At 67.7% G+C, this 18235-nt stretch carries 19 protein-coding genes; 13 read left to right on the forward strand and 6 right to left on the reverse strand.

The window, feature by feature from the left end; translation table 11 throughout:
- Positions 1-78 precede the first annotated feature (78 nt).
- On the forward strand, positions 79-3090 hold the full coding sequence (locus tag VGC47_12525) for an adenylate/guanylate cyclase domain-containing protein (GenBank protein HEX9856130.1): 3012 nt from the start codon (positions 79-81) through the stop codon (positions 3088-3090).
- Between the two features lie 33 nt (positions 3091-3123).
- Here the strand turns inward: VGC47_12525 and VGC47_12530 are convergent, their stop codons facing one another.
- Positions 3124-4245 (reverse strand): YbhN family protein, encoded by a 1122-nt coding sequence (locus VGC47_12530; GenBank protein ID HEX9856131.1) that lies wholly within the window; start codon positions 4243-4245, stop codon positions 3124-3126.
- A gap of 103 nt (positions 4246-4348) precedes the next feature.
- Here VGC47_12530 and VGC47_12535 point away from each other — a divergent pair, with 103 nt between their 5' ends.
- Positions 4349-4681 (forward strand): hypothetical protein, encoded by a 333-nt coding sequence (locus tag VGC47_12535; protein ID HEX9856132.1) that lies wholly within the window; start codon positions 4349-4351, stop codon positions 4679-4681.
- A gap of 119 nt (positions 4682-4800) precedes the next feature.
- Positions 4801-5595: a trypsin-like serine protease gene (locus VGC47_12540; protein ID HEX9856133.1), complete on the forward strand. Its 795-nt coding sequence runs from the start codon at positions 4801-4803 to the stop codon at positions 5593-5595.
- A gap of 55 nt (positions 5596-5650) precedes the next feature.
- Here the strand turns inward: VGC47_12540 and VGC47_12545 are convergent, their stop codons facing one another.
- The 4 genes from VGC47_12545 to VGC47_12560 all read right to left on the reverse strand — a co-directional run bounded on the left by VGC47_12545 (position 5651) and on the right by VGC47_12560 (position 8933).
- On the reverse strand, positions 5651-6547 hold the full coding sequence (locus VGC47_12545) for an LLM class flavin-dependent oxidoreductase (protein ID HEX9856134.1): 897 nt from the start codon (positions 6545-6547) through the stop codon (positions 5651-5653).
- 19 nt (positions 6548-6566) lie between these two features.
- Positions 6567-7076 (reverse strand): VOC family protein, encoded by a 510-nt coding sequence (locus VGC47_12550; GenBank protein ID HEX9856135.1) that lies wholly within the window; start codon positions 7074-7076, stop codon positions 6567-6569.
- A gap of 2 nt (positions 7077-7078) precedes the next feature.
- On the reverse strand, positions 7079-7891 hold the full coding sequence (locus VGC47_12555; GenBank protein ID HEX9856136.1) for a maleylpyruvate isomerase N-terminal domain-containing protein: 813 nt from the start codon (positions 7889-7891) through the stop codon (positions 7079-7081).
- 91 nt (positions 7892-7982) lie between these two features.
- Entirely contained in the window at positions 7983-8933 is a 951-nt protein-coding gene (locus VGC47_12560; protein ID HEX9856137.1) for a pyridoxal-phosphate dependent enzyme, read from the reverse strand.
- Positions 8934-8983: 50 nt separating this feature from the next.
- Between VGC47_12560 and VGC47_12565 the strand changes: the two genes are divergently transcribed.
- Genes VGC47_12565 through VGC47_12585 form a run of 5 tightly spaced genes read left to right on the forward strand, consistent with a single transcriptional unit; the run spans position 8984 to position 13244 of the window.
- Positions 8984-9457: an NUDIX domain-containing protein gene (locus tag VGC47_12565; GenBank protein ID HEX9856138.1), complete on the forward strand. Its 474-nt coding sequence runs from the start codon at positions 8984-8986 to the stop codon at positions 9455-9457.
- Positions 9458-9492: 35 nt separating this feature from the next.
- The gene (locus tag VGC47_12570; protein HEX9856139.1) at positions 9493-10689 is read left to right on the forward strand and encodes an OmpA family protein; all 1197 of its coding nucleotides are present in this window, start codon (positions 9493-9495) and stop codon (positions 10687-10689) included.
- A gap of 3 nt (positions 10690-10692) precedes the next feature.
- Complete coding sequence (locus tag VGC47_12575; GenBank protein HEX9856140.1) at positions 10693-10848, forward strand: hypothetical protein; 156 nt, start codon at positions 10693-10695, stop codon at positions 10846-10848.
- Positions 10849-10899: 51 nt separating this feature from the next.
- Positions 10900-11292: a cupin domain-containing protein gene (locus VGC47_12580; GenBank protein HEX9856141.1), complete on the forward strand. Its 393-nt coding sequence runs from the start codon at positions 10900-10902 to the stop codon at positions 11290-11292.
- Positions 11289-13244, forward strand: coding sequence for a thiamine pyrophosphate-binding protein (locus VGC47_12585; protein HEX9856142.1), 1956 nt, complete (start codon positions 11289-11291; stop codon positions 13242-13244). The genes VGC47_12580 and VGC47_12585 overlap by 4 nt, the downstream gene beginning before the upstream one ends.
- An 11-nt stretch (positions 13245-13255) precedes the next feature.
- Here the strand turns inward: VGC47_12585 and VGC47_12590 are convergent, their stop codons facing one another.
- On the reverse strand, positions 13256-14605 hold the full coding sequence (locus VGC47_12590; protein ID HEX9856143.1) for an MFS transporter: 1350 nt from the start codon (positions 14603-14605) through the stop codon (positions 13256-13258).
- Positions 14606-14766: 161 nt separating this feature from the next.
- On the opposite strand from VGC47_12590, the gene VGC47_12595 reads away from it, so the two are divergent.
- The 5 genes from VGC47_12595 to arc all read left to right on the forward strand — a co-directional run bounded on the left by VGC47_12595 (position 14767) and on the right by arc (position 18228).
- The gene (locus tag VGC47_12595) at positions 14767-15078 is read left to right on the forward strand and encodes a phage holin family protein (protein HEX9856144.1); all 312 of its coding nucleotides are present in this window, start codon (positions 14767-14769) and stop codon (positions 15076-15078) included.
- Positions 15079-15080: 2 nt separating this feature from the next.
- Positions 15081-15281 carry a hypothetical protein gene (locus VGC47_12600; GenBank protein HEX9856145.1) on the forward strand — a complete coding sequence of 67 codons (201 nt, stop codon included), beginning with the start codon at positions 15081-15083 and terminating at the stop codon, positions 15279-15281.
- A complete protein-coding gene (locus VGC47_12605; GenBank protein HEX9856146.1) occupies positions 15278-15508 on the forward strand; it encodes a hypothetical protein in 231 nt (76 codons plus the stop codon). The genes VGC47_12600 and VGC47_12605 overlap by 4 nt, the downstream gene beginning before the upstream one ends.
- Before the next feature lie 106 nt (positions 15509-15614).
- A complete protein-coding gene (locus VGC47_12610; protein ID HEX9856147.1) occupies positions 15615-16388 on the forward strand; it encodes a tRNA (adenine-N1)-methyltransferase in 774 nt (257 codons plus the stop codon).
- Between the two features lie 166 nt (positions 16389-16554).
- Positions 16555-18228, forward strand: coding sequence for a proteasome ATPase (gene arc / locus VGC47_12615; protein HEX9856148.1), 1674 nt, complete (start codon positions 16555-16557; stop codon positions 18226-18228).
- The last annotated feature ends 7 nt before the right edge of the window (positions 18229-18235 follow it).

Genomic DNA, 18235 nt, shown 5'->3' on the forward strand with positions numbered 1-18235 from the left:
CATCTGGATCTCGACGATTGGTCGAGCCGGAGGCCACCGGATTCGAACGGCGCCGCCCCCTTCCTATATTGCCGCGGGATGCAGACGTTTCTCTTCACCGACATCGAGGGGAGTACCCGTCTTTGGGAGGAGCAACCTGACGAGATGGCTGCGGCCCTGTCGCGGCATGACGTGATCCTGGCCGAATCGATCCACGAGGCCAGCGGCGCCGTCCTGAAGACGACCGGGGACGGGACCATCGCCGTGTTCGACTCGGCCGGCGGCGCCCTGGCAGCCACCGTTCTTGCGCAGAAGGCGCTGAGCGCCGAGCCATGGCCGTCATCGCCGTTGCGGGTGCGGATGGGGGTCCACGCCGGGGAGACGGAGAACCGCGACGGCGACTACTTCGGACCGACTATGAATCGCACCGCGCGAATCATGGCCGCGGGCCATGGCGGACAGATACTGATCTCGGCTGCCGTCGCCGAGCTCGCCGCAGGGCAACTGCCGTCCGGGGCGGACCTTCGGGACCTCGGCCTGCACCGCCTCAAGGACCTGACTCTGCCCGAGCACCTCTATCAGCTCCTTCACCCCGACATCGACAGCGACTTCCCGCCGCCCTTCACCCTCGACGCCCGGCCCCACAATCTCCCCCTGCAGACGACGGAGTTCCTGGGGCGGAGCAACGAGCTGACAGCGGTCCAAGCGCTGCTGGAGGCAACCGGCACCAGGCTGCTCACGCTGGCCGGTCCTGGTGGTGCCGGCAAGACACGACTCGGTCTCCAGGTCGCCGCCGAGCAGGTCCACAGGTTCCGTGACGGAGTGTTCTTCGTAGACCTCTCCGCCGAGCGCGACTCGGGCGCCGCTTTCGAAGCGATCGTCCGCATCCTCAACCTCCCTGTTTCGGGAGCGGGAGACCCTCTCCAGGTTCTGAAGACCAGGCTGCGCGACCTCGAGATGTTGCTGGTCCTCGACAACTTCGAGCAGGTGACTTCCGCCGCCGAAGGCGTCGCCGAGCTGCTCCAGCACGCCCCGGCGTTGAAGGTCATCGTCACCAGCCGTGAGACACTTCGGATTCGGGCCGAACGTGTCTTCCCCGTCCCGCCGCTCGCACTCCCTCACCCGAGGGATACTGCGTCTTCGATCGCCGAGTCTGAGTCCGTGCAGCTCTTCACGGAGAGGGCGCGTGCGGTGCGGTCTGGGTTCGCCGTCACCGACACCAACGCCTCGACCATCGCCGAGATCTGTCTCCGCCTGGACGGCCTCCCGCTGGCGATCGAGTTGGCGGCGGCGCGGCTGAACGTGTTCACGCCTGCCGAACTCCTGGGGCGCTTGCAGGATCGACTCGACGTCTTGGGAGCCGGAGGTCGTGACAGACCCGACCGGCAGCGCACACTGTGGGGGGCGATCGGGTGGAGCTACGACCTCCTCGATGAGGGCGAGGGTCGGCTCTTCGAACTCATGGCGGCCTTCTCGACGACCCGGCTGCCCGCTCTCGAAGATGTGTCGGCCGCCGCCCTCGGCATGACTCACGTCGTCGACTCCCTCGCATCCCTCGTCGACAAGAGCCTGGTCAAGAGCGACGAGGTCGGCGGCTCGCAGCGCTTCTCGATGTTGCAGATGATCAAGGAGTACGCCGCGATGCGTCTGGCGGAGTCTTCGGAGCGCGAGGAGGCGGTGCGCCGAGCCCACGCCCTCCACTTCTCCGGGTTCGCCGACGCTCTGCGGGAACGGCTGCGTGGGTCGGAGCGCGATGCCGCACTCGAAGACCTCGAATCCGAGATCGGCAACCTGAGGACCGCCTGGCGATTCTGGGTCGAACGCCAAGACCTGGAACAGCTCTTCCACCTCATCGACGGGCTCTGGGCGCTCCACGAAGCCAAGGGCTGGTACCACGCCGCCATCGAGCTGGCGTCCGACACTCTCGGCGTGCTGGCGGCCGCCGAGCACCCTCTCGAGCACGCCGCAGAGGAGCTCACTCTCCGCACCAGTCTGGCGAGGGCGCTGATGGCGGTCCGCGGCTACGGCGTCGAGGTGGAGGCAGCCTTCAGACAGGTGCTCGAGATGTCGGAGACCTCCGGCAGCGCCGCGCAGCGCTTCGCCGTGCTTCGCGCCCTCGCCAGCTACTACGTGAACACCGCAGACTTCGGTCGGGCCGCCGAAACCGGAAGGCGGCTCCTCGAGTTGGGAGAGCTCGAGGACGACGAGTCGATTCGGCTCGAGGCGCACTACGTCCTCGGTGCCTCCATCTCCTTCATGGGCGACCTCGAGACGGGCCTGCCGCATCTCGACCGCGCCATCGAGTTGTACGACCCGCGCATCCACAGCTCGAACCGCTATCGCCTCGGCCCGAACACGGCAGTGGTGGCTCGGGTTGCCTCCGGTCTCCTGCTCTGGCAGTGCGGCGCCCTGGAGAGAGCGATGACCAGAGTGGCGGAGGCTCTCGACCTGGCGCGCCGGATCGACCATCCGTACAGCATCGCCTACGCGCTCTACCACAACGCATTCCTCGCCCTCGATCGCGGTCGATTCGACGAGTGCCTGGAGAGGGTCCATGAGCTGGCGATCGTCGCCAACGAGAACGACTACGTCGTGTGGAGCACCCTCGCCACGGTGCTCGAAGGGGTATCGGCGACTGCGCTCGGCCGGGTCGAGGAAGGCCTGGCAATGACCGAGGCCGCCATCGATCTCTACAAGGGACTGACGACGCCGCCGGTGTTCTGGCCGTTGATCCTCAGCTTGCGCGGCATGGTGCACGCCATGGCAGGCAAGCGCGGGCCGGCTCTCGCCTTCATCGATGAGGCCATCGGGACGGGACCTCCGGAAACGGTCATGTCGCCGGAGCTGTGGAACATCAAGGGTGACATCCTGAGAATGCTCCCCGAAGCCGACCTCGACGGCGCCGAAGAGGCATATCTGAGCTGCCTCAGAGAATCGAGGGCTCGGAGCCTGGATCTCAGCGCCCTCAGGGGGTCGATCAGGCTCGTCGGTCTTCGCCGGGAGACAGGTCGCACGCCGGACGGCAGCGATGAGCTGGCATCTCTGTACGCCTCCTTCTCGGAGGGGCTCTACGAGCGCGACCTCGTCGTCGCCCGGGACCTGTTGGGCTGAAGCTCGACAGGTCGAGAGCCTCAGGCAGCTCCCTCATGCTTCGACGGCTGCCGACAGCTCCGGTGGGAGCGGGGGAGCGGTGCCGCGCCACGAGCGGTTGCGGCGCCAGTACATGTAGGCGAACGCCCCGAAGAGGATCGGCAGCACATACGTGAGCGCCCGGAACAGCAGCACCGCGGCGACGACCGTTGCCGAGTCGCCTCCCGCTCTGGTGAGCCCGGCGATGAGAGCCAACTCGATCACGCCGACTCCGCCCGGCGTGAGCGGGATCGCCGTGAGGAGACGGGCAAATGCGAAGATCGCCAGTACCTGCGCCCACCCGACCTCCGCGTCGGACACCCCCATGACACGCAAGGCCGTCACGAGAACGGCGTAGAGGGCGGCGTGGCTGGCGATCGTCGACACCGTGAGCGACACCCACCGCAGCCGGACGAGGCCGACGACCCGGTTGCGGAACTTGACGACGGCGCGGTCCCATCCGGTGACCGGGCCGCGCCCGAACGCCCGGAGGAGGGAGGACGCCCAGCGGCCCGCCCCGGTGCCGACCTTGGCGGCGAAGGCCTCGTTGCGCAAGATCAAGGCGAACACGACGATCGCACCGACGAGCCCGGCGAGCCCGGCGAGGGCGGCGAGCAGCTTCCCCCCGCCCGGCTGACCGTGGAGGGCGAGGATGGCAAGGGCAAGGATCGGTGTCCCGAGCTTGACGAAGTTGTTCCAGATGCCGGTGATGACGATCGAGACCGTCGCCCGCGATCGCGAGAAACCCCACGAAGACAGGATCGAGTACGTGAGCCCGAGGGCGATCCCTCCGCCTGCCGGCACCGAGTTGGCGATGGCCGTCGTCGATTGCGTGAGCACCGAGGCCTGGACGAAGCCGAGCCCGGGAGTCGCGATGACGAGCACCACCCAGTAGCTGAGGAGGTTGACGACCGTGATCAGCGCCAGGAAGGCGTTCTCGCGCCAGGTGAGCGTCCGCACGGCGGCCCACACCTCGGAGACGTCGGCCACCTGCTTGAAGACGTACCAGAAGATCGCGACGAGAACTACGAGCGACACGGCGACCTGGATCAGCTTCCTCACAAGCGACGAACTGCGCTCAGGCGCGGCCGGCAGGTCGTCGAGCGGGACGGTGGCGTCGGTGTTCATCGAGCCCATCGGCGGCAGGCTACGCCGAAACGCCGCCCGCCGTTCCATCGCACATCGCAGTGCCCACCTACACTCCACGCACCTGGGACGAGGGCTCCGCAGCGAGGAGTCGATGCCGATCCTTCGGTCTTCCGTCCTCGAGATGAAGTGTCTACCGGCCCGGTGGGTGAACATGTCCGGCGAGCATCCACGGCGTCCGTCGCCTCTGGCGTACACCGCCGGGGCCCTGATCGGCGCGGCGATCGGCTACGCCGTTCCCGTGCTCGTCGCCTTCGTCGTGGTGCGCCTCGGGAATGCTCTCGGTTGGTTCGCGGAGGGGAGCTTCACGGACCTCGGCATCGCTGCCATCGCCCTCGTCTTCGTCGGGCCGCTGTGCGCCGGCGTCGGGGGAGTCCTCGGCGCCGTCGTCGCCAAGCGCCGGGCCGCCGGTGCGGCGCCGGGATGAGCCCCCCCTCTAGCGTCGATCGGCACGCTGAAGTGCTGTTCCCACCCATGGTCACCGAGGACTACGGTTGGTGACCGAGGGCGCGAAAGGCCGCGTCCCCAAGAGAAAGGGACGCGCATATGGCCAGAAGGCTGGCAACACTCGTCGCGGCGGTAGCCGTGGCTCTCACGGCATCGGTGGCTCCAGCCGGGGCGATCACGAACGGCACAGTGGACACGGACAACGACTATCCCTATGTCGGGATGGTCACCGATTTTGCCTTCCTGTGCTCAGGAGCGGCCATATCGCCGACCATCTACGTGACGGCGGCGCACTGCTTCGACGATCCAGTGAACCCGACGCACGATCCGGTACCGGTGGCAGTGACGTTCAGTGTCGACGCGCTCACCGCACTGTTCGTCACCGGCGACTTCGTCACAGGCACGTGGCATCCGGATCCGCAGTGGTGCACGGCATGCGGACCGGGACTCCCGGGATTCGACACGCACGACGTCGCCGTGGTCGTGCTCGATGAGCCGGTCGACCTGCCCCGCTATGCGAACTTGCCGGACGAGGGGCTGGCAGATGGGCTCGCCAATCATGCGGCCGTGACCAATGTCGGCTACGGGGTGAACGACTTCAACAGGGGAGGCGGCCCACCGGGCGCCGTCTTCGACGGGCTGCGGCGCATCGCCCCCGCCGAGGTGGTGGCGAGCAACCACGTCCACTCGGCGGAGTACCTCAAGTTCACGCTCAACGGCTCGCAGGGCAAGGGCGGAACCTGCTTCGGCGACTCGGGGGGACCGAACCTTCTCGGCAACTCGGACACGATCCTCTCGGTCAACTCGTACGTGACGAACGGGAACTGCGCCGGCGTCGGGTATTCGAACCGCATCGATGTCGGGTACGCGTTGGACTTCATCAACTCGTTCTGACCACGGTGGGGAAGCGAGCGGGGAGCCCCCGACGGCGGGGCTCCCCGCCTCGCACTCACGCGATGGCGGCGCGCACGTCGGCAAGCCGCTCGTAGGAACCCATCACCGCCTCGTGGTCGTCGGCGATGTGCCGGACGAGCACGTCTGTGTAGCCGACGTCGCCGAAAGCGCCGAGCCGCGTGGCCACCTCGTCTGTCGTGCCGTGCACCAGGACGGCTGGATCCATGCCGCGGTACCCGCGGCGGACGGCCTCGTCCACGACCGAGCGCCCCTGCTGGGACGTCGCCGCGACGTGGATGTCCCTCCTGAGCGCCACGACGCCAGGGTCCGAGCGGTGATGCTCGCAGCGCTCCAGGTAGAGGGCCGCCAACCCGGCGGCTTCTTCCTCGCCGAGCTCCGGGCCGGCGATCCAGCCGTCGCCGAGCCGGGCGGCTCGGTCGATCGCCGCCGGGGAGTGCCCGCCTATCCACACCGTCACGGGCGACTCGGGTGCCCGGCCGATGGATGCAGACGAGATTCCCAGCGTCTCCGAGCTCACCGTCTCGCCCCGCAGGAGCGCCTGGATGACCGGGAGGGCAGCCTCGAACACCCTGCCCCGAGTCGCCGGCCTGGCACCCATGGCGCCGAACTGGTCTTCGCCGTCACCGACCGCACATTGCATGACGAATGGTCCCGGAGCGATCGCAGCGAGTGTGCTCACCTGCTCGGCGACGAGCACGGGGTTCCACAGGGGGAGGAGGTAGAGCGCCCCTGCCGGTCGATCGTGCCACTCGGCGAGCATGCGTCCCAGGATCGGCGAGTTCTGGAGATAACCGGTGGCGCGGGAGTGGTGGTCGCCGACGAAGAGCGAGTCGAGGCCGGCGAGGCGCGCTGCTCGCGCCCGGGCGATCATCGAGCGCGCTCCGGCCCGTGCGTCGCCGAACGAGCTCCTCACGGACACGCCGAGGCGCACGCTCAGCCTGTCGCGAGCGTCATTCGCGCCAGCTCATGAGCTTGGTCCCGTACATCTCGCCGAGCGGGTCGGCGATCAGCTCGAGCCGCACTCCGTCCGGATCGCGGAAGTAGAGGGACACCTCGCTGTGGATGGCGTATTCGATCCCGGCCTCATCGAGCTTGGCGTGCAGACGATGCCAGGTCTCCGGCTCGACCGATATGGCGACATGGTGCAGCCCCCCGAGAACCTCGGCGTATTCGCCGAGATCGAGCCCCGGGAAGTCGAAGAACGCCAGCGTGTTGCCGTTGCCCAGGTCGAAGAAGAAGTGATTCGAGCCCTGGTAGTCGCGATTCTCGAAGATCTCGAGGAGCGGGAACTCGAGCACGCCCTGGTAGAACCGGATCGTCCGCTCGACGTCCGACGACAAGAGAGCGACGTGGTGGACGCCGCGCGCCGTCGACCGGGGCCGCTCGGCTTCGTCTTCGAGGTACTCGTCGACGAGGCGCCGCCGTTCGGCGGCAATGGCGTCGAGGTCGATGCCCGCCATCGTCAGATCCTGAAGAAGCTGTTGAGGAACCTCTCGGCGAGCGCAGCATCGCCCCGCACGGTCCCACCGTTCATCCGCCCGTACGAAGTGAGGACGAGGGTGGCCGGATCGAACTCGATGATGGCAGGCAGGGAGTCGATGTCCCCGGGCTCGACGGTGAGCCCGCCCGGAGCGACGGAGAGGACGTAGTCGCCCCCATTGCGTCCCGAGACCCTGATGCCGAGCTGGTAAGGCTCCGTCGTCTCGGGTATCTCATGCGTCGATTGCCACAGGATGAAGGCGAGCGGCACGAGGAGGTCGGCGGTGTCGCCGTCGAGTGCATGCCCCCTGCCCGAGCCTTCCCGGATGTCCCAGCTGTGGACCCCGTAGTCGACGAGCTGAAACAGTGGGTAGAAAGATGCCGGGAGCGGGCCCATGTACTTGTGCGGGACGATGAGACCCGACCATTCCTCGTCGCCCAGCTCGTCGACGATGCGCCGGAACTTCGAGAGGTCGTCCCCGAGCCGGTCGACCATGTCGCGGCGCGAGTGGCTGCGAAACCCCTGGGCGCCCTTGTCGATGTAGCTCGCCATGTTGCGGACACCGAGATTCTCCGGGGGCTCGCCGACACCTCTGGCGGCGTCGAAAGAGACGAAGTAGCCCTCGGTCGTGTCGACGATGTGCCCGAATACGTCGCGGACCTTCCAATGGCCGGCACCGGTCGGTGAGTCCCAGGTGGCGTCGTCCGCCAGCCGCATCATGCCGGCGGCCTCCCTGTCCCACGCCGTCAGCAGGTTCGTTCGAGAAGCCGAATCCATGAAGTGCCAGTCGCTCATCGTGACCTCCGCTTTCGAGATGAGCCGCGGCCTGGGCCGTCGCTGCGACCAACACTATCTAACCGCGCGGTCAGCTGCCGGTGTGACCGCCTCAGCGGTGCAGCCACGCCAAGTCTGTGTTGCCACCGCTGATGATGACCCCGACACGTTCGCCCCGAATGGCGTCTCCCATGGCTCTAAGGGCGGCGAGGGCGGTCGCTCCCGACGGCTCGACGACGAGCTTCATCCGCTCGAGATGGAAGCGGGCCGCCTCGACGATCGCTTCCTCCGTCACGGTGACGATGGTGGCGTTCGCCGCCAGGAGGATGTCGAAGGTGAGCTCCCCGATCCCGGTGAGCAACCCGTCCGCCAGGGTCTCCGGATCGGGGACCATCGGCTGGCGAACACCGCTCTCGAGCGAGCGGTGAGCGTCATCGACTGCGAGCGGCTCGGCGCCGATGACGCGGGCCCCGCTGCCGGAGCCGCTTGCGGCGACGGCGGTGCCCGAAAGCAGGCCCCCGCCGCCGATCGGGGCGACGATCAGGTCCAGGTCCGAGACCTCCTCGATGAGCTCGAGTGCCGCCGTACCCTGCCCGGCGATGACGTCCTTGTGATCGAACGGTGGGATCAGGGTGCCGCCTCGCTCGGCGAGCACCGCTTCGGCGGCGTCGTGCCGCTCATGGTGCCCGGTGACGACCACGTCGGCGCCGTATCCCTCGATGGCCCTTCGCTTCAGGGCAGAGGCGTTCTCCGGCATCACCACGGTGCACGGGACGCCCCGGATGGCGGCGGCGTAGGCCATCGCCTGCCCGTGGTTGCCGGAAGAGTGGGTGACCACCCCGCCGGCCGCCAGTTCGGCATCGAGCGCCATCACGGCATTGACCGCTCCGCGCGCCTTGAACGCCCCGACCTTCTGGAGGTTCTCGCATTTGAAGAACAACGAGGCGCCGAGCTCTTCGTTGATCGTCCTGTTGGTCACGACGGGGGTCCGGTGCACGTGGGGGCGGATGCGGTCGGCCGCATCGAGCACGTCACCGTACGAGACATGAGGGAGTGTGGTCACGACGCCGAGTGTACGAACCGCCGCAGGCCGTGCGGCGCTATGTTCGGCGGATGGCACGCGAGAGCGCCGGGGTCCTTCTCTACCGGATGGACGGTCCTCTGGTCGAGGTGTTGATTGCTCACCCTGGAGGTCCGTTCTGGGCGAGCAAGGACGCCGGGGCGTGGTCGATCCCCAAGGGAGAGCTCGACGAGGGTGAGGACCCGCTGGCGGCCGCGATCCGCGAGCTCCACGAGGAGACCGGTGCCTCGATCGAGGGAGACGTGATCCCGCTCGGGAGCGTCACCCAGAAGGCAGGCAAGGTCGTCCATGCGTGGGCGGCGCGTGGAGATCTCGACCCGTCGTCGTTCGTGAGCAACACCTTCACGATGGAATGGCCACCGGGCTCCGGTCGGCTCGGCGAGTACCCGGAGCTGGACATGGTCGAGTGGGCGACACCCGAGCTGGCGGTCGCCAAGCTGAACCCCGCCCAGGCGGAGCTCGTGAGGCGACTCCTGGCGGCGCTCGCCTCCCAGAATTCCGTGTAGGAGGCGGGCACAGGCGCCGAAGCTCACGGTAGGGCATGGCGAAGACCTCCAAGAAGATGAGCTCGCGCCTCCAAGAGCTCGACAAGTTCGGCTCGAAGGCAGGTGGTGCTCCGCCGATGAGCAGAGTCGAGGCGGAGCCTCCCCTCGACGCGCCCATCTTCATCCTCACGGCCTTCCTGCCCCTCGTCATCCTCGTCGGTGCCGCCGTCTTCTTCGGGACGCGCAACATCGAGTCGACGCTCGCCAGTCAAGCGACGGCACTCTTCGCGGCGGCGGAGGTGGAGGGGCTCGAGGTCGATGTCGAGGCCCACGGCCTGGCCCTCACGATCTCCGGCATCGTGCCACGCGAGGATCTGCTCACGTCGATACCGGCGTTCGTCCAGGAGAACATCGCCGGGATCCGTTCGATCGAGACGGACCTGCGGTTCGTCGCCCCAGTCGTGCCGGGCGATATCGTCGTGTCGAGCGACCCGCTGATCGTCACCTGGGAGGGCTCCAGTGGCATCGTGACCGGGACGTTGTCCGACGATGCCACCGTGACGTTCGTCGTCGATACCCTCTCAGGCATCTTCGGCACGCTCGACAGCACCGGTCTCGTCGTGAAGCCGGGGGTCGGACCGGAGCGGGACTGGCTCGGCACCATCCTCACCGTGGTGCGCGAGATGGACGGCCGCACCGCTTCAGGGGAGGTGCTCGCCAACCCGGACGCCGGGCTCGTGCGAGTCGGGGCCGAGTTCGACACCCGCCAGGAGCGCGGTGAGGCCGTCACCGACGTCGAGGAGATCCTCAGCGCCCTCACCTTCGACTTCGTCGACAGCCTGACCGTGAAGGACACCGAGGTCCCCCCGCCGACGCAGGAGGAGGTGGTCGAGCTGCAGACCAACCTCGACGAGCTCATCGAGGGCAAGGTCGTCGAGTTCGGCGTCGACAGCGACGTCATCACGCCGCGCGGGCAGGACCTGCTCGACGAGATCCTCGATGCCCTCCAGCAGGTCCCGAACGTGCCGGTGCAGATCAGCGGGCACACCGACGACAACGGAACGGACGAGCACAACCTCGACCTGTCGCGCCGGCGAGCCGAGGCGGTGCTCGACTACCTGGTGGCGCACGGGGAGGACCCGGAGCGATTCGTCGTCATCGGGTACGGCGAGTCCCGCCCCGTCGCAGACAATGGAACACCGGAGGGCGAAGCCCGCAACCGCCGCATCGAGTTCACCGCCCTGGAGGAGTAGACCATGGATACATACGTGGCGTCCCAGATCACGATCTGGATCATCATCGCGGTGGTGTTCGGCTTCGCCGTCGGATGGCTGGCGCGCGGGCGGGGGGCCGCCCGGGCTCGTTCGACGGCCAGCATCAACCGAACCCACAACCGCAAACGGCGTTTCTGACGAGCCGGCCGCCCGCTCGGTAGCCTTGCCCTCCCGCGACCTGGAGGGCCCTTGGAGCACACGCCGAGCACTGCAATCGAATGGCAACCGTCCGGTGAGGAGCACTTCACGGGTCGCGTGCGATTCGGGGTCCTCTCCAGGCCACGCAGTGAAGGAGCCCTCAACGCCCTTGGTGTGCTCTTCGAACCGGGCTCCCGGTCCGACTGGCACAGTCACCCCGACGGGCAGGTGCTGTACATCGCGTCCGGCGCAGGCGTCGTTCAGACCGAGGCGGGTGAGACGGTCGAGATGTCGTCGGGCGACGTGGTGTACGCCCCGCCCGGTGAGGTCCACTGGCATGGTGCGCTACCGCATTCGCACATGGTGCAGCTCTCGCTGACCACGGGCGGAGTCACCGAGTGGACCTCTCGCAAGGTCACCGAGGAGGAGTACCGCCGCCGATGACCGCCGGGGAGACGGAACGCGCCTGGCATCGAATCGACCCGGGCGACCTCGCGGTCGGCGGAGTCACCACGGTCGTCGCAGCCCAGCGCGCTCTCGCCATCACTCGTACCGCCGCCGGGTACGCCGCCCTCGACAACCGTTGCCCTCACCAGGGCGGACCTCTCGGCGAGGGCCACATCGAGGACGGATGCCTCATCTGCCCGTGGCACGGCTACGAGTACGACCCGGTGACGGGCGCCCCACCTCCCGGCTACGACGACGCGGCGACGGCGTTTCCGCTCGAGGAACGTGACGACGGGCTGTACGTCGAGCTGCCGGTTCCGCACCGCACGGTGACGTTGATGGACCAGATGGTCGACGTCATGACCGAATGGGGCGTCGACACCGTGTTCGGGATGGTGGGTCACTCGAATCTGGGTCTCGCCGACGCCTTCCGCATCGCCGAGAAGGACGGGCGCCTCACCTACTTCGGGATCAGGCACGAGGGAGCCGGAGCGTTCGCGGCGTCGGCCTATGCCAAGCTGACCGGGCGTCCCGCCGCCTGCTTCTCGATCGCCGGGCCCGGGGCCACGAACCTGCTGACGGGCCTCTGGGATGCCAAGGTGGATCGAGTGCCGATCCTCGCCTTGACCGGACAGGTCCAGAGCCAGGTGCTGGGACCGGGCGCCTTCCAGGAGATCCCGACCGCTTCGGCGTTCGAGGCGGTCGCCGAGTGGTCGCAGACCGTCGTGACGAGCGCCAACGCCTCGGAGTTGATGGCGCTGGCCGTCAAGCACGCCGTCGTGAATCGGGACGTGGCGCACCTCATCTTCCCAGACGATGTGCAGAACCTCCGTGGGCTCGAGGAGCCGCCGCCCCGACCCATCGAGGGACGGCTGTCCGCCATCCAGATAGCGCCACCGACCGAGGAGCTGGAGCGGGCCTGCGAGATGCTCGTCGCCGCCAAACGGCCGGTGATCATCGCCGGCAACGGTGCTCGGCCGTACCGCCGGGACGTGATCGCCCTCGCCGAGCACATCGACGCCCCCGTGATCACCACGTTCAAGGCCAAGGGCCTGATCGGGGACGATCATCCGCTCGGTTGTGGCGTGCTCGGCCGGTCGGGCACACCGGTCGGGTCGGCCGTGATGGGCCGCAGCGACTTGTTGCTCGTCCTCGGAGCATCGTTCTCCAATCACACGGGGATCTCGACGAAGAAGCCGACGATCCAGGTGGACTTCGACCGCATGATGCTCGGCAAGTTCCATCCGGTGACCGTGGCGCTGTGGGGCGAGATCGGCCGCACCTTGGCGCTCATGCAGGAGCACCTTCCGGCGACGTCGCGTCCCGAGCTGCGGGAAGACCTGGCGGCACGGTGGGCGGCGTGGCGAGCCGAGAAGACGCGGCGCCGGGAGTACGAGGACGCCAAGGGCCGGATGCACCCTGCTCTGCTGTTCGATGCGCTCGGGTCGCTCGTTGCTCCCGATGCCGTGATTCCCGTCGACGTCGGCAACAACACGTATGCCTTCGGCCACTACTTCGAGTGCCGCGGCGACCAGGACATCATCATGTCCGGATACCTCGGGTCGATCGGCTTCGCCCTCCCGGCTGCACTCGGGGCGTGGGCGGCCACCAGAGGGTCCCGCCAGATCGTCTCGATCTCGGGCGACGGAGGGCTCGGTCAGTACCTCGCCGAGTTCACGACGGCCGTCAAGTACGGCATGGAGATCACCCACGTCGTGCTGAACAACGACGAGCTCGCCAAGATCAGCCGGGAGCAGGTGGGGGCGCTGCGTCCGGTATGGCAGACGTCGCTCGTCAACCCGGACTTCGGCAAGTTCGCCGAGCTGTGCGGCGGGCGCGGCTTCACCGTGACCGACGCCACCGACCTGGGAGATGCGCTGCGCGAGGCGCTGGCGGTGACCGGCGGACCCAGCCTCGTGGAAGTCAGGTCATCCGGACGCTGGGTCTGACGGCTGCCGCGTCACGGCCGTGGGCGGAGACCTTTCGTTGCCACGGCCAGCCGTTGCTGGAGCACGGACCCCGCTCCGTCGTTCTCGGCCGGGGACTGCCAGAGCCACAGCGGCGTGACCAGGAAGACCACTGCCAGGGCGAGCACGGCGCTCGACCCGAGCAGGTAGACGGTGGTCAGGCCGATCTCGTCGGCGAGCCAGCCTCCGATGGCGGCGCCCAGCGGGATGAACAGGTATGCGATCGTGCGCGACGCCGCAGTCACCCTCCCGAGCATCGGCTCGGGCGTGAGCCGCTGGCGCAACGTCGAGAACGACACGTTGATCCAGCCGATGCCCGTCAGCGCCAGCGCTGCCGGGAACACCGCCCAGAACGTCGTCAGCCTGCTGACGACCACGAAACCGCCGCCCATGAGGATCATGCCGATGACGTACATCCGCCCGAGCGGTATCCGCTTGGCGAGCCGCGGGGCGAAGGCGACCCCGAGCGAGCCGATGGCCGCCTGCAAGGCGATGAAGAGCCCAACCTCCGCCTGCTCGACGAACAGCCACTCGAGCCAGGTCGGGACCTGGACCATCCCGGCGAGCCGGTCCGAGACGAAGAGGATGAGCAGAGCCTCGAGCGGTGCGAAGACGAAGTTGATGACAGCCGCCCCGATCGTGGCCCATCGCAGATGCCGGTCCCGGCTCAAGAACCGGAGCCCGGCGCGGAGGGCCGAGGCGAACGTCTCCTTGACCGGCTCGGGGCGGGCGTGCAGCTCCCTGATCCTCAGCAACAGCAGCGCCGAGACCCCGAACGTCGCCGCGTTCACCCCGAACGCCAGCGGGAACCCTCCGCTACTCGCCACGAGGAGCCCGCCGATGGCCGGTCCGATCGAGAAGGCGACCGTGCGCGCCAGTGACAACCGCGAGTTGGCGTCGACGAGCATCGACCGCCCGACGACGGCCGGGAGCAGTGACTGAAGCCCCGAGTCGAAGAACGTCGTCATCGTTCCGACCAGGAAGGCGGCGGCCAGCACCGTCCACACCTCGAGGGAGTCGCCCGCCGACCCGAAGGCGAGGCCCACGAACACTCCTGCCCTGACCAGGTCGGCGAGGATCAGGATGCGCTTGATCCGGTAGCGGTCGAGCAGGACTCCCGCCGCGAAACCGAAGAAGAGGAGCGGGAGGGTCTCGGCAGCCGCCGTCAGACCCAGATCGATGGCACGACCCGTCAACTCGAGGACGAAGAACGGCACGGTGACGAAGGCGATGTAGTCGCCGAGGAGCGACACGGACTGGCCCGCCACGATCGGGTACAGGTTGAGCCTGGCGCGACTGTGCTCTCGGATGGCGTCGACTTCCGACGAGTGCACCGGTCTCATCGGGCGTGATGCTACTGCGTCGTCCCTGCGGAGCCGACCACGCTCAGTGGCCTCGCGACATCGCTACGCGCTTCCGTCCCGCACCGGGCCGCCGCAGCCGGACGGCGGCGTGACCCGATGGGGTAGCCTCGAAGGCGCAAGCCGGCGACCGGAGCGATGTCATGGCCAACCCGACGGAGATCCCGCAACTCGTCTCCGAGTTCGTGGAGATGTCGAAGGCGTATCTCGTCCAGGAGACGATCGAACCGGCCAAGAACCTCGGAAGGCTGGCCGGTTTCTCCTTCGGGGCCGCCGTCTGCTGGTCGCTCGCCGCCCTACTCCTCACCATCGCCGTGCAGCGTTGGATCGTCGAGGCGTTGCCGGAAGGCGCCAACTGGTCGGCACTCGGGTACCTGGCAACGGTGGCTGCGCTCGTCGTGGTGGCGGCACTTGTGGTGTCGCTGGCCGCCAGATCCTCGAAAGGGGGGACGTGACCGTGGCAATTCAACGTGCCGACCTCGAGGCGAAGCTGCGCGAGATCGACGAGATCGTCAGCGAGACGAAGTCCCAAGCGAAGCAGACGGGGACCGTGGTGGCGGTCGCCATCGTCGTCGCGGTGGCGCTCGCCTATCTCGTCGGCAGGAGGAAAGGCAAGCGTGCCGGGGGCGCCCGGGTCGAGGTGTATCGACTCAAATGAACCGGTACCTGACGTTCGGGCTGCGTCAACTCTTCGGCGGGGCGAGGCGAGGTCAGCCGTATGTGGCCGGGCTCGGCGCCGCCATCGCGCTCGTGTCCTGGCTTCGTGAGCGTTCCGCCATCGATGGGAGCCCGATCTACAGGCGCACCCTGCGTGAGGGTGAGGCGGTGACGATCAGGCTGCTGCGCGGCGAGGCGATCATGGACGAGACCGTGGTGGAGGGCTGAATGTTCCGGCATCGCGAGCAGATGATCAAGATCATCGCCCTCGTCGTCGTCGTGGGGCTGGTCCTCACGATGCTCGCCACCGTCGTAGCCGTCCTCTCGAGCTGAGTTGTTCGCACCGGGCGATCCCTGCCTCCTCTTCGACGCCAAGGGTCGTACCTACCTGATCGAGCTGCGCCCCGGCGGCGACTTCCAGTACCACAGGGGCTCGGTCTCCCACGACGCCATCATCGGCTCGCCGGAGGGGTCATCGTTCGAGTCGACGCTCGGCTCGCGTCTCGTAGCGCTCAAGCCGCGGCTCGCCGACTACGCCCTCAAGATGAGCAGGGGCGCCGCCGTCGTGTACCCCAAGGACGCCGCCGCCATGGTGATGTGGGCCGACATCGCCCCCGGCCTCACCGTCCTCGAGGCCGGCACCGGTTCAGGGGCGCTCGCCATGGTCCTGGCACGCGCCGTCGGGCCGGCCGGGAAGGTCGTGAGCGTCGAACGACGCCAGGACCACGCCGCCATCGCCCACAAGCGGATCGTCGGGTTCTTCGGAGAGATCCCGTCACAGCTCGAGCTGCGCCTCGGTGAGGTCGAGGACCACATCGCCGACGTGGCGCCCGACCGGGTCGTGCTCGACGTCCCCGAGCCATGGCACTCCGTCGCCCCGGCCGTCGAGCATCTTCGGCCGGGCGGGATCTTCTGCTGCTACGTCCCGACCGTTCCCCAGGTCCAAGAGGTGCGCCAGGCGATGGCCGACTCGAAACGCTTCCACGAGGCGCAGACCCTCGAGGTGCTCGAGCGCGAGTGGGTCATCGAGGGCCGTTCGGTCCGCCCCAGCCACCGCATGCAGGCCCACACCGGCTTCATCACGGTCGGCCGACTCGTCCAGCCGTGAGGGCCGCGCCGCCCCCCGAATCGGTCGTAACCCTTGAACACGCCTCTGCCTACACTGCGAAGCAGGTCCTGAAGGTAGGCGGTCGGGACGCCGATAGAGCGCAAAAGGAGGCTTGTGACTCGTGGACCAGCACGGTGAAGCCCAGGAGCTGAGAGCGACCGTCAGGATGCTCGAAGAGGAAGTGGCCGTCCTTCGCCGCCGCCTCCAGGACGCTCCCCGCCGTGTCAGGGTCCTCGAGGAGCGATTGCTCGAGACCAAGAACAAGCTGTCGCAAGCCGCCTCGCAGAATCAGAAGCTCTCGACGGCTCTCGAGGAGACCCGCGAGCAGCTCGCCCTCCTCCGTGAGGAAGTCGAGAAGCTCACGTCGCCGCCGAACCCGTTCGGCACGATCCTCGGCATCAACGAGGACGGGACTGCCGACGTCTTCACGTCCGGCAGGAAGCTGCGGGTGAACGTCGAGCCGAACCTCGAGATCAAGGCGCTCGAGCTCGGCCAGGAGGTCCTGCTCAACGAGGCGTACAACGTGATAGACGTCCGCGACTTCGACCCCGTCGGCGAGGTGGTCACGGTCAAGGAGATCCTCCCGGAGTCGCGGATCATCGTCACCGGAAGGGCAGACGAGGAGCGGGTCGTCGAGCGAGCAGCGCCGCTCATGGGCGAGCACATCCGCATCGGCGACCACGTGCGCATGGATCCGAAGACCGGGCTGGTCTTCGAGAAGCTGATCCGCCCCGAGGTGGAGGAGCTCATCCTCGAGGAGGTTCCCGACGTCACCTACGAGGACATCGGTGGGCTGAGCGAGCAGATCGAGGCGATCCAGGACGCCGTCGAGCTGCCATACATGTACAAGGAGCGGTTCGCCGAATACGACCTCGCTCCGCCGAAGGGCGTCCTGCTGTACGGGCCGCCGGGCTGCGGCAAGACGCTCATCGCCAAGGCCGTCGCCAACAGCCTCGCCAAGGCCGTCGGCCGCAAGGAAGGCAACGAGGACATCCGCTCGTACTTCCTCAACATCAAGGGCCCGGAGCTCCTCAACAAATACGTCGGTGAGACCGAGCGCCAGATCCGGCTCATCTTCCAACGCGCCAAGGAGAAGGCGAGCGAGGGCGTTCCGGTGATCGTGTTCTTCGACGAGATGGACTCGCTGTTCCGGACGCGTGGGACGGGCGTCTCTTCCGACGTCGAGTCGACCATCGTGCCGCAGCTCCTCTCGGAGCTGGACGGCGTCGAGACGCTGCGCAACGTCATCGTCATCGGCGCATCGAACCGCGAGGACCTCATCGACCCGGCCATCCTCCGCCCCGGGCGCCTCGACGTGAAGGTGAAGATCGAGAGACCGGATCGCGACGCCGCCCGCCAGATCTTCCGGATCTACCTCACGTCGGAGCTGCCATACGCCGAAACCCTGCTCTCCGGCCACGGCGGGGACAAGAGCGTCATGCTCGAGGCGCTCCTCGACATGCTGGTCGACCACATGTACGACACCTCAGACGCCAACCGATTCCTCGAGGTGACGTACGCCAACGGCGATCGCGAGGTTCTCTACTTCAAGGACTTCTCGAGCGGGGCGATGATCGAGAACATCGTGCGCAGGGCCAAGAAGGACGCCATCAAGCGAGAGATCAGCGGCGAGCCCGAGGGGCTCTTGGCCGAGGACCTCCTGTCGGCCGTCACCCAGGAGTTCCGGGAGCACGAAGACCTGCCGAACACCACCAATCCGGACGACTGGGCGAGGATCTCCGGTAAGAAGGGCGAACGCATCGTCTACGTCCGGACGCTGATCGAGGGCGAGACCGAGCATCGGACGATCGAGGCCGTCACCCCCGGCCAGTATCTGTGACCGGGAC

The sequence above is a fragment of the Acidimicrobiia bacterium genome (genome assembly GCA_036396535.1).
Taxonomy (GTDB): Bacteria; Actinomycetota; Acidimicrobiia; order Spongiisociales; family UBA5794; genus DASWKR01.

Bases quoted from the DNA above. Each gene is read 5' to 3' on its own strand.
- arc (HEX9856148.1), top strand. From the start codon at position 16,555: ATGCTCGAAGAGGAAGTGGCCGTCCTTCGCCGCCGCCTCCAGGACGCT.
- VGC47_12575 (HEX9856140.1), top strand. From the start codon at position 10,693: ATGGATACATACGTGGCGTCCCAGATCACGATCTGGATCATCATCGCG.
- VGC47_12540 (HEX9856133.1), top strand. From the start codon at position 4,801: ATGGCCAGAAGGCTGGCAACACTCGTCGCGGCGGTAGCCGTGGCTCTC.
- VGC47_12555 (HEX9856136.1), bottom strand. From the start codon at position 7,891: ATGAGCGACTGGCACTTCATGGATTCGGCTTCTCGAACGAACCTGCTG.
- VGC47_12590 (HEX9856143.1), bottom strand. From the start codon at position 14,605: ATGAGACCGGTGCACTCGTCGGAAGTCGACGCCATCCGAGAGCACAGT.
- VGC47_12570 (HEX9856139.1), top strand. From the start codon at position 9,493: ATGGCGAAGACCTCCAAGAAGATGAGCTCGCGCCTCCAAGAGCTCGAC.
- VGC47_12585 (HEX9856142.1), top strand. From the start codon at position 11,289: ATGACCGCCGGGGAGACGGAACGCGCCTGGCATCGAATCGACCCGGGC.
- VGC47_12535 (HEX9856132.1), top strand. From the start codon at position 4,349: ATGCCGATCCTTCGGTCTTCCGTCCTCGAGATGAAGTGTCTACCGGCC.
- VGC47_12605 (HEX9856146.1), top strand. From the start codon at position 15,278: ATGAACCGGTACCTGACGTTCGGGCTGCGTCAACTCTTCGGCGGGGCG.
- VGC47_12595 (HEX9856144.1), top strand. From the start codon at position 14,767: ATGGCCAACCCGACGGAGATCCCGCAACTCGTCTCCGAGTTCGTGGAG.
- VGC47_12530 (HEX9856131.1), bottom strand. From the start codon at position 4,245: ATGGGCTCGATGAACACCGACGCCACCGTCCCGCTCGACGACCTGCCG.
- VGC47_12565 (HEX9856138.1), top strand. From the start codon at position 8,984: ATGGCACGCGAGAGCGCCGGGGTCCTTCTCTACCGGATGGACGGTCCT.
- VGC47_12550 (HEX9856135.1), bottom strand. From the start codon at position 7,076: ATGGCGGGCATCGACCTCGACGCCATTGCCGCCGAACGGCGGCGCCTC.
- VGC47_12525 (HEX9856130.1), top strand. From the start codon at position 79: ATGCAGACGTTTCTCTTCACCGACATCGAGGGGAGTACCCGTCTTTGG.